The 13,215-nt window shown below is 62.0% G+C and carries 13 protein-coding genes; all 13 read left to right on the top strand.

Translation table 11 applies throughout. The features are described 5' to 3' along the window. Nucleotides 1–4 precede the first annotated feature (4 nt). A complete protein-coding gene (locus ACKXGA_RS03610) occupies nucleotides 5–2,161 on the top strand; it encodes an aldehyde ferredoxin oxidoreductase N-terminal domain-containing protein (RefSeq protein ID WP_423730094.1) in 2,157 nt (718 codons plus the stop codon). Nucleotides 2,162–2,187: 26 nt separating this feature from the next. Next, on the top strand, nucleotides 2,188–3,105 hold the full coding sequence (locus ACKXGA_RS03605) for a hypothetical protein (protein WP_423730093.1): 918 nt from the start codon (nucleotides 2,188–2,190) through the stop codon (nucleotides 3,103–3,105). A gap of 432 nt (nucleotides 3,106–3,537) precedes the next feature. After that, complete coding sequence (glp, locus tag ACKXGA_RS03600; protein WP_423730092.1) at nucleotides 3,538–4,776, top strand: gephyrin-like molybdotransferase Glp; 1,239 nt, start codon at nucleotides 3,538–3,540, stop codon at nucleotides 4,774–4,776. Continuing rightward, nucleotides 4,766–5,284 (top strand): molybdopterin-guanine dinucleotide biosynthesis protein B, encoded by a 519-nt coding sequence (gene mobB / locus ACKXGA_RS03595; RefSeq protein ID WP_005931907.1) that lies wholly within the window; start codon nucleotides 4,766–4,768, stop codon nucleotides 5,282–5,284. The genes glp and mobB overlap by 11 nt, the downstream gene beginning before the upstream one ends. Before the next feature lie 18 nt (nucleotides 5,285–5,302). Continuing rightward, nucleotides 5,303–6,322, top strand: coding sequence for a molybdopterin-binding protein (locus ACKXGA_RS03590; RefSeq protein ID WP_005931904.1), 1,020 nt, complete (start codon nucleotides 5,303–5,305; stop codon nucleotides 6,320–6,322). 71 nt (nucleotides 6,323–6,393) lie between these two features. Then, entirely contained in the window at nucleotides 6,394–6,891 is a 498-nt protein-coding gene (moaC, locus tag ACKXGA_RS03585) for a cyclic pyranopterin monophosphate synthase MoaC (protein WP_186851375.1), read from the top strand. Next, complete coding sequence (gene moaA, locus ACKXGA_RS03580) at nucleotides 6,884–7,864, top strand: GTP 3',8-cyclase MoaA (protein ID WP_423730091.1); 981 nt, start codon at nucleotides 6,884–6,886, stop codon at nucleotides 7,862–7,864. The genes moaC and moaA overlap by 8 nt, the downstream gene beginning before the upstream one ends. 4 nt (nucleotides 7,865–7,868) lie before the next feature. Further along, nucleotides 7,869–8,801, top strand: coding sequence for a molybdopterin-binding protein (locus ACKXGA_RS03575; RefSeq protein WP_423730090.1), 933 nt, complete (start codon nucleotides 7,869–7,871; stop codon nucleotides 8,799–8,801). 88 nt (nucleotides 8,802–8,889) lie between these two features. Next, the gene (gene modA, locus ACKXGA_RS03570; protein WP_423730089.1) at nucleotides 8,890–9,777 is read left to right on the top strand and encodes a molybdate ABC transporter substrate-binding protein; all 888 of its coding nucleotides are present in this window, start codon (nucleotides 8,890–8,892) and stop codon (nucleotides 9,775–9,777) included. A 20-nt stretch (nucleotides 9,778–9,797) separates the two neighbouring features. Further along, a complete protein-coding gene (modB, locus tag ACKXGA_RS03565; RefSeq protein ID WP_097770533.1) occupies nucleotides 9,798–10,472 on the top strand; it encodes a molybdate ABC transporter permease subunit in 675 nt (224 codons plus the stop codon). After that, complete coding sequence (locus ACKXGA_RS03560) at nucleotides 10,469–11,515, top strand: sulfate/molybdate ABC transporter ATP-binding protein (protein WP_423730088.1); 1,047 nt, start codon at nucleotides 10,469–10,471, stop codon at nucleotides 11,513–11,515. The genes modB and ACKXGA_RS03560 overlap by 4 nt, the downstream gene beginning before the upstream one ends. 123 nt (nucleotides 11,516–11,638) lie before the next feature. Then, the gene (bilQ, locus tag ACKXGA_RS03555) at nucleotides 11,639–12,064 is read left to right on the top strand and encodes a bilirubin utilization transcriptional regulator BilQ (protein ID WP_117504907.1); all 426 of its coding nucleotides are present in this window, start codon (nucleotides 11,639–11,641) and stop codon (nucleotides 12,062–12,064) included. Nucleotide 12,065: 1 nt separating this feature from the next. Continuing rightward, nucleotides 12,066–13,193, top strand: coding sequence for a bilirubin reductase (gene bilR, locus ACKXGA_RS03550; RefSeq protein WP_423730087.1), 1,128 nt, complete (start codon nucleotides 12,066–12,068; stop codon nucleotides 13,191–13,193). Nucleotides 13,194–13,215 lie beyond the last annotated feature (22 nt).

Here is a 13,215-nt window from a genome sequence, read left to right as displayed (position 1 = left end):
AACAATGGCTGAAACCTATGGCTGGGCAGGCAAGATCCTGCGCGTCAACCTGACCACCGGTGAGATCACCACCCAGGACGACGCAAAATACCATAAATATATCGGCGGTATGGGCATGGCCTACCGCATCATGTACGAGGAAGCTCCCATGGAGCTGGACCCCTATGACGAGAAGGCTCTGGTCATCTTTGGTGTCGGCCCCCTGACCGGTGCCGGCGTGCCCTGCTCCGGCCGTATGAACGTGACCTTCCGTTCTACCTGGTCCAAGGGCCACTCCATCATCGATGCACACATGGGTGGCCACATCGGCTCCATGCTGAAGTATGCCGGTTATGACGGCATCGTTGTCAGCGGCATCTCCGAAAAGCCCGTCTACCTGCGCATCGAGGACGGCGAAGTCTCTCTGGAGGACGCAAGCGAGATCTGGGGCAAGGGTACCTTTGCTGCCAACAAGTGGATGGTGGAGCAGAACGGCCGTGAGTTCGAGACTGCTTCCATCGGCCCCGCCGGTGAGAACCTGGTGGATTACTCCACCCTGAACACCAGCTTCGGCAACTCCGGCGGTGCCGGTCTGGGCGCTGCCATGGGCAACAAGAAGCTGAAGGGCCTGGCCATCCGCGGCACCGGCAGCGTCAAGGTGGCTGACCCCAAGAAGGTGCTGGAGCTCTCCAACTACATGATGGGCAACCTGATCGGCGGCAACAACAACCACAACGTGCCCGCACAGCCCCAGAGCTGGGCAGAGTACAGCGCCACCTCCGGCAAGAACCGCTGGTCCGGCGCTCCCGGCCGTATGTGGAAGAAGGCTCCCGGCGGCCCCGTGGATACCGGCGAGCAGCCCTACAACGATATCAACAAGGTGGCTCTGCGCTGCTTCAAGGGCTACTTCGACTTCGGCGCTCCGGCTGCCGAGTACACCGTGAAGAACGGCGGCTGCTCCTCCTGCCCCATCCGCTGCTACACTGAGTACGATGTGGATCCGCTGGCCGATTACGACCTGCCCACCCACAACTCCAACACCTGTATGCCCGTGCTGTACGGCACCCGCGTCTATCCGGACGGCGTGCACGATTTCAAGTACGAGGGCGACGGCACCATGGTCATCAACCTGGCATGGTCTCATGCTGTGGATGATATGGGCCTGTGGGACAACTACGGCAACCTGAACCGCGACCTGCTGTGGATCCTGCGGATGCCCCGCGAAGAGGCCACCAAGTACATCAGCGAGGCTGAGTACGACTCTCTGCCCTGGGAGTGGGAGAAGGCCGGCGATCCCCGCTGGGAGGTTGAGCTGATCCGCCGCATGGCTTACGGTGAGGGCGACCTGTCCGTGATCGCCAAGGGCACCCTGGCTATGATGGAGAAGTTCGGCCTGCCCAAGAGCTGGCTGGACCGCGACGATGGTGCCACCAACTCCAACCTGATCTACAACGGCTTCCCCAACCACCACGGCCCTGCTGAGGCATGGCAGGTGGGTATGCTGTACAACCTCGTCTACAACCGCGACTGCATGATCCACGAGATCGTCTGCGAGACCGGCTCCGGCGCTCCCTATGATGTGACCAAGAAGGTCATGGAGGACTTCTTCGGCGAGGGCTGCTACGATAAGGCCAAGGCCTACACTCCCATCAACGAGAACAAGGCAAAGCTGGCTGCATACTGCGTCAACGACAAGAACTTCCACGACTCTGCCACCCTGTGTAACTGGATGTGGCCCATGACCCAGTCTCCCTCCAAGGAGCGCGAGTACCACGGCGACCTGGATCTGCAGGCAGACTTTATGACTGCTGTTACCGGCGAGACCTATACCCAGGCCGATCTGCAGGAGGACGGTGCCCGCATCACCCAGATGCTGCGCGCGATGACCGCCATCAGCTTCCAGCAGAACTGCGGCAGCGCAAACCTGCGTCAGGAGCACGATGCCATCTGCGATTGGGTGTTCGATAAGGACCCCGACTTCAAGGCATTCGAGGAAGGCACCACCAAGCTGGACCGCACCGACATGGAGAAGGCAAAGGATCTGTTCTACGACATCTTCGGCTGGGACCGCACCACCGGTGTGCCCACCCGCGAGACGCTGGAGAAGTATGATCTGGCTGACATGGCCGATGATCTGGAAAAGCGCGGCATCTACGCCCAGAACACCGCAGCAGCTGAATAAATCCCATAGAAAGAGGAACGATCGTCATGTTGTTTGGCAGACGTAAACCCGGCTACACCACCACTGTGGACAGCAGCGTGGACCCGGAACAGGCCGTTCTGGACCTGCAGAAGGCAGAGCTGGCCGCCAAGAAAAAGCCCAAGGCAGAGGTGTTCGACATCGATGCCGCCAGCGAGACGGCCCGCCGCCTGAAGGAAACGGGCAGCAGCTTTGACGGCAGCGCCGCCAAGACCGGCGAGGATGTGATCGCCGCCGTGGAGCGGGAGACCGCAGAGCTTGCAGCAATGCAGGCTGCCGGGGCCGCACCCGAAGCCGCCGAAACTGTGCAGGAAGAGGCCGCAAAGCCTCAGCTGCTGGATTTTCTGGCCGGTGAGCCGGAGGCTGAAAACGATCCCTTTGCGGATCAGCCCACCCAGACCGCGCCGGAGCCGCCGGAGCTGACCCCCGCGCAGGAGCTGGCCGGTTACATCCGTTCCCGCAGCGCCGCCGCGCTTGTCACGCCCCACGCACTGCTGGTCAGTGAGGTGGAGAACGCCGACGAGCTGCTGGCTCAGATGCCGCAGGACCCCCAGTGCAAGGATATCGTTGTCCGTGCAGGCGCAAAGGATAACTACTATTACTCCAACGCCAACATGAGCGACAACTACGCCATGATCGCCCAGCTCATTGAGGACAAAGACCTCTGTGTCATGTTTGCTGAGATGGTGCGCTTCAACGCACGGGTCTACCCCAGTGCTACCCCGCTGAAGTACTTCCAGCGCTCCCCCTACGGTCTTGCGCCGGAGGAGATCGAGCAGACCTGGAAGACCATGCAGGGCAGGCCGGAGTTTGCCGACATCGAGGAGCTGACCAACAATCAGAACGAGCGGTTCCTCTTCTCCACCCAGCACCTCACCCGCCGCTATGCAAAAGCTATCAGCGACGTGGATGATTTCTGCGACTAAAAGATCATACACAATTGAATAGGGTACAAGAGCTTCTTTGAGCAAGGCTGTCTAAACCCCGCAGGGGGCAGGACACCGCGCCGCAATGCTAAGGGCCAACGCCGGCATTCAAGGGTGGCAGGGGAAACCCGGCCGCCTTCCCGCAGAAGAAACGCTGCAATTTGAAAAAAAGAACTCCTCCCATCCACCGTTCCGGAGCGTTGCCTCCCTCCCGTTGCTGCAACAGCGGAAAAGGAAGCGGCTCCCTCGGCGTGGCGGCCTGCAGGCTGCCGCTCCGGGCCATGTTCGGTTTTTTGCGGGGGCGTTTTGATTTTCGGTCAGAACGTCTCCGCTTTTTTTTTTCACCTGCCGATCGAAAAGAGATCTCCCCGGGAGTTTGTCCGGGCCATAGCGGGCAAACTGTGCCCCGGGGAGCGATGGAGGATTTTTGCAATGAAACAGCCTTTTTGCACGCCAGCCCAGGCCCTGCGCCGGGTGCTGGATGCTGCTGCGGCTCTCCCGGTGCCTGCCGCGGAGCGGGTGCCGCTGGATGATGCCTGTGGGCGGATCGCAGCCCGGGACCTGTGTGCCCGGATGGATCAGCCCCCTTTTGACCGGAGCCCTCTAGATGGCTATGCCCTTCACAGTGCCGACACGGCCGGGGCGGGGGAGAAGACCCCTGTCACCCTGCCGGTGGTGATGAAGCTCTACGCCGGGGATGCCCCCGCCGCTGTCCTGCCTGCCGGGTGTGCTGCCCGCATTATGACCGGCGCACCCCTGCCCCCGGGCGCGGACTGCGTTCTGATGCAGGAACTGACCGACAGCGGGGAGGAGCAGGTGCGCATTTACGCCCGGCTCCAGCCCAACGCCAATGTGGTGTTCCGGGGTGAGGACATCGCCGCCGGTGCCCCCATTGCCGCTGCCGGAACTGTGCTGACCCCGGCGCACATCGGTGTGCTGGCCGGTCAGGGCATCCCGGATGCCGAGGTTTTTCGCCCCCTGACCGTGGGCGTGCTTGCTACCGGCAGTGAGCTGCTGGAAGCGGGTGAGGCCTGGGCTCCCGGCAAGATCTACGATGCCAACGGGATCCAGAATGCCGCCCGCCTGCGGCAGCTGGGCTTTGCCGTGGAGCGCACCCACTGCTCGGATGACCCGGAGGAGATCGCCGCCCGGATGCAGGATCTGCTTACCCGGTGTGATGCGGTGATCACCAGCGGTGGTGTTTCGGTGGGGCAGAAGGATTACCTGCCCACAGTGCTGGAAATGCTGCACGCGGAGCCTGTTTTTGCCGGGGTGGCCCAGAAGCCCGGCAGCCCCATGATCGCCGCGCAGGTGGGAGAAAAGCTGGTGTTCTGCCTGTCCGGCAATCCCTTTGCCGCTGCTGCCACGCTGGAGCAGTATGCCGTTCCGGCCCTGCTGCGGGCCGCAGGGCGGCGGGAAGAGGGCTGCATCCCGGTGCACACCCGGGGCAGGCTGACCACCGGCTTTTCCAAGCCCAGCAAGGGAACCCGCTTCTTGCGGGCCAGAGCGCTGGGCGGCCTGGTGGAGATCCCCGGCGAGGGCAACGCGGAGGCGCATTCCTCGGGCAGTCTGTCGGCCATGATGGGCTGCAACTGCCTGGTGGAGCTGCCTGCGGGCAGCGGCCCGGTGGCTCCGGGCGAAGAAGTGGAGGTACTGAACTTTGTACAGTGAAAAGAAACAGGCGCTTGCTGCCGAGCTGAGCCTGAAACGCCCGGCTGTGCTGGCCGTGAGCGGTGCGCACAACAGCGGCAAAACGACGTTATTGGAAAAACTCATCCCCCTGCTGCGGGCACGGGGCCTGAAGGTGGGTGTCATCAAGCATGACGGCCACGATTTCACCCCCGACGTGCCGGGCACCGACAGCTTCCGCCTGCGGGAGGCCGGGGCCGAGGGCGTGGCGGTCTTTTCGGGCAGCCGCTACCTGCTGACGGAGGAATTCCGCCTGAACGAGCAGGATCTGCTGGCCCTGTTTGAGCGCCACGGCTATGATCTGGTGCTGATGGAGGGCTTCAAGGAGAGCGGCTGGCCCAAGATCGAGGTGGTGCGCAAGGCTGTCTCGGAGGAGCCTGTTTCCTTTGAGCCGCTGGCCATCGTGGGGGATGTTCCGGGCGCGGATTTTGCGCTGGACGAGCCCGCAGCGCTGGCCGACTGGATCGCTGCACAGATGCCTGCATTGTAACAGGGGGAGGAATAAACCATGAAACTGATCCGTACCGAAGACGCGGCAGGGCAGGTGCTCTGCCACGATATCACCCAGATCATCCCGGGTGAATTCAAGGGGGCCCGCTTCAAAAAGGGCCACATCATTCAGCCCGAGGATATTCCGGTGCTGCTGAGCATCGGCAAGGAAAACCTCTATGTCTGGGAGAAAAAGCCCGGCATCCTCCACGAGGACGAAGCTGCCGCCCTGCTCTACAAGGCCGCCGCCGGTCAGAACATCCACGGCACTGAGCCCCGGGAGGGCAAGATCGAACTGATCGCCGACTGCGACGGTCTGCTCAAGATCGACCGCAGGGCCCTGCTGGCAGTGAACAGCACCCCCCAGATGATGATCGCCACGATCCACGGCGATCTGCCTGTGAAAAAGGGAGCCAAGCTGGCTGGTACCCGCATCATCCCGCTGGTCATTGAGCAGGAGAAGATGGAGGCCATGCAGGCTGCTGCCGGGCCGAAGCCCATCCTGAACGTGCTGCCCTTCCACCAGAAGAAGTTTGCCGTTATCACCACCGGCAGCGAGGTGTTCAAGGGCCGCATTGAGGACAAGTTTACTCCCATCCTCGAGCAAAAGCTGGCGGTGTATGGCTGTGAGATGGCCTTTCACAAGGTCTGCGATGATGACCCGGCGGGCATCACGGCCGCCATTCTGGAAGCAAAGGCCGCAGGCTGTGAGCTGATCTTTACCACCGGCGGCATGAGCGTGGACCCGGACGACCGCACCCCGCTGGCCATCAGGAACACCGGGGCTGAAATTATTACCTACGGTGCGCCGGTGCTGCCCGGTGCCATGTTCCTGGTCAGCTATCTGGACGGTGTGCCGGTCTGCGGCCTGCCCGGCTGTGTGATGTACGCCAAGCGCACCATTTTTGACCTGCTGCTGCCCCGCCTGCTGGCCGATGACCCCATTACCGCCGAGGATATCGCCCGTCTGGGCGAGGGCGGCCTCTGCCTGGGCTGCGCCGAGTGCCACTGGCCCAATTGCGGCTTCGGACACTGCTGAAACCCTCTCAGCCAAAGCCTTTCGGCTTTGCCAGCTCCCCCGAAGGGGGAGCTTAACTAAGGTGAAAAAATATGAGTGAAAATAATCTGACACATTTTGATGCCGCCGGAAACGCCGTGATGGTGGACGTGAGCGAAAAGCCCGTCACGGCCCGGGAGGCCACGGCCCACGGCATCATTACCATGAATGCGGATGCCTTTGCCGCCGTGCAGAGCGGCACCGTGAAAAAGGGCGATGTGCTGGGCGTGGCCCGGGTAGCCGGCATCATGGCCACCAAGCGCACCAGCGAGCTGATCCCCCTGTGCCACCCGCTGCCGTTGACCAAGGTGCAGATCGAGTTTGACCTGCTGCCCGAGCGCCGGGCTGTGGAAGCGCGCTGCACGGTCAAGACCAGCGGCGTGACCGGCGTGGAGATGGAGGCCCTGACCGGCGTTTCCACCGCCCTGCTCACCATCTATGACATGTGCAAGGCCGTGGATAAGGGCATGGAGCTGGGCGAGATCCATCTGGTGGAAAAGACCGGCGGCAAGAGCGGACATTATATCCGGGCGGAGGGCGGCTATGTTTGATTCCAAGGGCCGCAATATCCATTATCTCCGCCTTTCCGTGACCGACCTGTGCAACCTGCGCTGCCGCTACTGTATGCCGGACGGCGTGGACAAGCTGGAACGGGAGGATATCCTGACCTACGAAGAATTCCTGCGCCTTGCCGCCCTGTTTGCCCGGTGCGGGGTGGATACCGTGCGGGTCACCGGCGGCGAACCGCTGGTGCGCAAGGGCGTGGAGCAGTTGGTCAAAGGGCTGAAAGCCATTCCCGGCATCCGGAAGGTCACCATGACCACCAATGCCGTCCTGTTGGAACAGCAGCTGCCCGCCCTGCTGGAGGCCGGGCTGGACAGCGTGAACATCAGTCTGGATACGCTGGACCCCGCCCTGTTTGCAAAGATCACGGCCCGGGATGAATTTGCCGCCGTGCAGGCGGGCATCCATGCCGCGCTGGAAAGCGGCATTCCGGTCAAGCTGAACTGCGTGCCCCAGGTGGGCGTGAACGAAGGTGAGCTGGAAGCGCTGGCCGCTCTGGCAGAGGACAAGCCCCTGCAGGTGCGGTTCATCGAGATGATGCCCATCGGATACGGGGCAGCCATGCCCTGTATCTCCGGTCCGGAACTGCTGGCCCGCTTCCGCAGGCGCTGGCCGGAGCTGGCCCCGCTGCCCGGGGCAGCGTGTGCCGCGCTGGGCGATGGCCCGGCGGTCTATTACACTGTGCCGGGCTGGAAAGGGGACATCGGCTTCATCGCCGCTGTCCACGGCAAGTTCTGTGCCTCCTGCAACCGGGTGCGGTTGACCAGTCAGGGCTTTCTGCGCCCCTGCCTTGCCAGTGAGGCCGGATGTGACCTGAAAGCCCTGCTGCGCAGTGGCACGTCTGACGAAGAGCTGCTGACTGCCATCCGTACCACCATCTGGAAAAAGCCCCAGGAACATCATTTTGAATTGAAACAGGACATCCCCGCGACCAGGGGCATGTACCGAATTGGAGGATAAATCTATGGGAAAACTTCTGGCGATCTGCACCAGCCCCCAGCGGGGCACGGTCAAGACTGAAGTGGAAAGTGCACGCCTGACCCCGGAATGGGGCATTGAGACCGATGCCCACGGCGGGAACTGGCACCGTCAGGTCAGCCTGCTGAGTGCCGAAAAGATCGAGAACTTCCGCAAAAAGATCTGGGTGGACTACGGTGCCTTTGGCGAGAATCTAGTGGTGGAGGGCTACGATTTCCGCAATCTGCCCGTGACCAGCCGCTTTGCCATCGGGGACGTGGTGCTGGAAATGACCCAGATCGGCAAAGAGTGCCACAACGACTGCGTCATCAAGCAGAAGACCGGCGAGTGCATCATGCCCCGGGAGGGCGTGTTTGCCCGGGTGCTGCAGGGCGGCGAGATCCATGTGGGGGATGAGGTGACCCTGCTGCCCCCGCCGGAGAATCCGCCCCTGCGCGCTGCCGTCATCACCCTTTCCGACAAGGGCAGCCGGGGTGAGCGGGAGGACAAGAGCGGCCCCCTGATCGTGGAGATGCTCACCGCTGCAGGCTATCAGGTGGAGGAGACCATGATCCTGCCTGATGAGGCAAAGGCCCTGAAGGCACAGCTCATCCGGCTGGCCGATGGCCGTCAGGTCAACCTGATCCTGACCACCGGCGGCACCGGCTTTGCCCCCCGGGATATCACCCCGGAAGCCACCTATGCCGTAGCGGACCGCAACGCCCCCGGCATTGCTGAGGCTATGCGTTACCACAGCCTGAGCATCACCCCGCGCGGGATGCTCAGCCGCGCCGCCAGTGTGCTGCGGGGCAAGACCCTCATCGTCAACCTGCCCGGCAGCCCCAAGGCCGTGAAGGAGAATCTGGAGTACATCCTGCCCAGCCTGGAGCACGGGGTACGCATTGCCGCCAGGCTGGACGGAGAGTGCGCCCGCAAATAAGTCTGTTTCACCGCCGCGGCGCTGCTTTTGGTGCCGGGCGTAAAAATAAAAGTACAACAAAAGCATACCCACTGTAAGGAGCAAGACTATGAAAACTATGATCTCCCGCCGCGGCTTCCTGTGCGCTGCCGGCATCGCATCCGCATCTGCTGTTCTGACCGCCTGCGGCGGCTCCTCCAGCAGCACTGCATCTGCCACCGCATCCTCCGCTGCCGCCTCCTCTGAGGCTGCCTCCGGCGAGAGCATGGAGCTGATCGTTTTTGCTGCCGCCTCCCTGACCGAGACCCTGAACGCCATTGCCGAGACCTACTCCGCAGAGAACCCCGGCGTGACCTTCAGCTTCAACTTTGACTCTTCCGGAACCCTCAAGACCCAGATCCAGGAGGGTGCGGACTGCGACCTGTTCATCTCTGCCGGTCAGAAGCAGATGAACCAGCTGGACAGCACCGCTTCCGCTGAGGGGAACACCGAGGGCCTGGACTTTGTGGATGCCGAAAGCCGTGTGGATCTGCTGGAGAACAAGGTCGTGCTCTGTGTACCCGAGGGCAGCGACAAGGGGATCGACAGCTTCGACAGCCTGGCTGAGCACCTGAAGGCAGAGGATATCCTGTTCTGCATGGGCAACAGCGATGTGCCCGTGGGTCAGTACACCCAGAAGATCCTGGCTTACTATGATCTGGATGAGGCAGCTCTGGCTGCTGCCGGTGTCATCACCTACGGTTCCAACGTCAAGGAAGTCACCACCCAGGTCAGCGAGGCCAGCGTGGATGCCGGTGTCGTTTACTGCACCGATGCGTACAGCGCCGGTCTGACCCCCGTGGACGAGGCCGCCAAGGAAATGTGCGGCCAGGTCATCTACCCCGCCGCTGTGATGAAGAACGCCCTCCATGCCGAGGCTGCCAAGGAGTTCCTGGCTTACCTGCGCACCGACAAGGCTGCGACCGTGTTCGAGAGCGTCGGTTTCACCGCACTGTAAGCATCCGCTGGGGGGATGATATGGACTGGTATCCCTTATGGAACAGCCTGCGCATTGCGCTGATCAGCTGCGCGGCGGTGTTCTTTTTAGGCATCTTTGCGGCCTACTACATTGCAAAGCTCCCGCGCGTGCTCAAAGGCGTGCTGGATGTGGTGCTCACCCTGCCCATGGTGCTGCCGCCCACGGTCGTGGGATATTTCCTGCTGCTGCTGTTCGGCGCAAAAAGGCCGCTGGGCATCTTTTTCATGGAACATTTCGGTGTGAAGCTGGTGATGAACTGGTACAGCGCCATCTTTGCTTCCATCGTGGTGGCCTTTCCGCTGATGTACCGCACGGCCCGCGGCGCCTTTGAGAGTTTTGACGAAACGCTGGCCTGGTCGGCACAGACGCTGGGACTTTCCAACACCTGGATCTTCTGGCGGGTGCGGATGCCCTGCTGCCGTCAGGGCATTCTGGCCGGTACGGTGCTAGCCTTTGCCCGTGCGCTGGGCGAATATGGTGCCACCAGCATGATCGCAGGCTACACGCCGGGCAAGACGGCCACCATTGCAACCACGGTCTACCAGCTCTGGCGCACCAACGATGAAGCCGGGGCCATGCAGTGGGTGCTGGTGGATATCGTTATCTCGGCGGTGGTGCTGCTGGCAGTGAACCTGCTGGAACGCAGGCAGAAGCAGGGAGGAAAGCGCACATGAGCCTGGAAGTAAATGTGACCAAGCGGTTTGATGGCTTTACTCTCCACGCTGCGTTCACGGCAGGGGACACTGCTACCGCCCTTCTGGGTGCGTCCGGCTGCGGCAAAAGCATGACCCTGCGCTGCATTGCAGGCATCGTCCGGCCAGACGAGGGGCGCATCGTGCTGGATGGCCGGGTGCTGTTCGACAGCGCTCAGGGCATCGACCTGCCGCCCCAGCAGCGCAATGTGGGTCTGCTGTTCCAGAACTACGCCCTGTTCCCCAACATGACCGTGGAACAGAACATCCTCAGCGCACTGAAAAAGGAAAAGGACCCTGCCGCCCGCAGGGCCGCCTGTGCCGAGGCATTGCGTGCCATGCGGCTGGAAGAACTGGCCAAGCGCCTGCCCGGCGCGCTTTCAGGCGGGCAGCAGCAGCGTGCCGCCTTGGCCCGCATCCTGGCGGCCAAACCCCGCATCCTGATGCTGGACGAGCCATTCAGCGCGCTGGACAGCTACCTGCGCGAGGAGGTAGAGGGGGAAGTGGGCAGCCTGCTGGCCGGGTTTGCGGGCACGGCCCTGCTGGTGACCCACAACCGGGACGAGGCCTACCGCCTGTGCAGGGAGATGATCGTAATGGACAGCGGCGACGTGCTCCGGGCGGGCACGACCAAGGAGGTCTTTGCCGACCCCCGCACCCGTGCTGCCGCCCGCCTGACCGGCTGCAAGAACATTCTGCCCTGCACCCGGGTGGGGGAGCATACCGTTCATCTGGCGGGCTGGGAACAGCCGCTGACCGTGGCTCTGCCGGTGCCCGAGGGCTGCTGTGCCGTGGGCATCCGCGCCCATGATTTTGCGCCCTGCGCTCCCGGCACCCCCAACAGCCTGCCGGTGCAGGCTGTCTCCACCAGTGAGAATCCCTTTGACTGGAACATGATCTTCACCCTGCCCGGCGGTGAGGCCCGCCTGTGGTGGAAGGTGTCCAAGGAGACAATGGCGGCCCCGCCGCCAAAAGCACCCGCCTGCCTGGCTGCCGCCCCGGAAAATATCATGCCGCTGGTCTGAGGCAAAAAAATCGCTCTCTCCCTGCTCCCGAAACAGAAATACGGAGCAGGGAGAATTTTTTTGAAAAAAGTACTTGACTTTATCAAGTAATGCGATTATACTAGACCTTGTCAAGTAAAGGGGATGCAAAGAGTGATCCAATCGACCATATCCTTCTACGCGATGGAGTTTTACAAGCAGTTCGCAGCCTACACCACCCAGCAGCTGCAGGAGTTTGGCCTGAGCTTTGGCATGATGTATTTTGTGATCTACGTGGGCAAACATCCCGGCTGCACCCCGGCTGAGATGACCAAAAACCTGCACCTGGACTGGGGCCACTGCCAGCGCAGCGTGATCAAGCTGGTGGAAGATGGCTTTATGACCCGGGAAAAGCAGGGCCGCAGTTATCATTTGGGGCTGACCCCGGCGGGTGAGAGAGCATTCCGGACCTGCCACCAGGTATTTTTCGATTGGGATGCACAAAATTTGAGCGGGCTGACCGAAGAGGAACAGCACCAGCTCCTGAGCCTGCTGCAAAAGGCAGCACGGACGAGAAAAGAGAGTGTGTAACATGTACGACACCATCCTGAGCCCCATTGATTACGGTGGAATGCAGCTGAAGAACCGCATCATCTTTGCTCCCACCACCTTCGGCCTTTCGGACGAGGAATATCTGGCGGAGATGGAGCGGCTGGCCAAGGGCGGCTGCGCCATGATCATCATCGGCGATGTGCCGGTGGCCAAGAGCCGGTTTGAGAAGTCCCTGTTTGACAAAAAGGGCTTTGCCTTCTATCAGCAGATCTGCGAGACTGCCCACAAGTACGGCTGCAAGGTCTGCGCCCAACTCCACCAGACCGATACCGACATGATGTCCATCGTCAAGTGCATCCCGGGGATGCTGATGAAAAAGATCACCCCCGACCAGCTGCGGGAGCGGATGAACGATGCCGTGGGCCCCTACATCACCAAGATGTCCCAGAAAAAGATCCATCAGATCATCGCGGGCTTTGGCAAGGCTGCTGTGCTGGCAAAGCAGGCGGGCTTTGACATGGTGCAGGTGCACGGCGACCGGATGTGCGGCAGCTTCTCTTCCGCCATCTTCAACCACCGCACCGATGAATACGGCGGCAGTGCCGAGCGCCGCGCCCGCTTTGCCGTGGAAGCTGTCAAGGCAGTGCACGCCGCTGTGCCCGGCATGGCCATTGACTACAAGCTGGCTGTCCGGCAGGAGAACCCCCATTACGGCAACGCCGGTGTGGTGGAGGAGGAACTGGCCGTGTTCGTGCCCCTGCTGGTGCAGGCAGGCGTGACCAGCTTCCATGTGACACTGGCCAACCACTCTGCGCTGGAAAACACCATCCCGCCGGCCAGCCACCCCGAGTTCAAGGAGAACGGCTGCTTCCTCAAGTTCTGCGATGAGGTGCGCCGGTATACCAGCGTGCCGCTCTGCGGTGTGGGCGGCCTGAACGACCCCGATTTTGTGGAGCAGCAGCTTGCCAGCGGCCGCATCCAGTGTGCGGCAATGTGCCGCCAGCTGCTGGCCGACCCCAACTGGGTCAACAAACTGCAGAGCGGCAATGCGGCAAAGATCCACCGCTGTGTCCGCTGCAACAAGAAGTGCCTGGGCGGCCTGATCGCCCATCAGGGCACCCGCTGTATCTATGATGCCCTGAACGCAAAAGAACAGGGCAGCATCTGATATCAAAGAGAACAAAGGAGAA

The organism is Faecalibacterium hominis (ex Afrizal et al. 2022) (genome assembly GCF_049545105.1).
GTDB lineage: Bacteria > Bacillota > Clostridia > Oscillospirales > Ruminococcaceae > Faecalibacterium > Faecalibacterium duncaniae.
The sequence above is the reverse complement of the archived record's forward strand: the minus strand, read 5'-3'. Positions and strand labels throughout refer to the sequence as shown.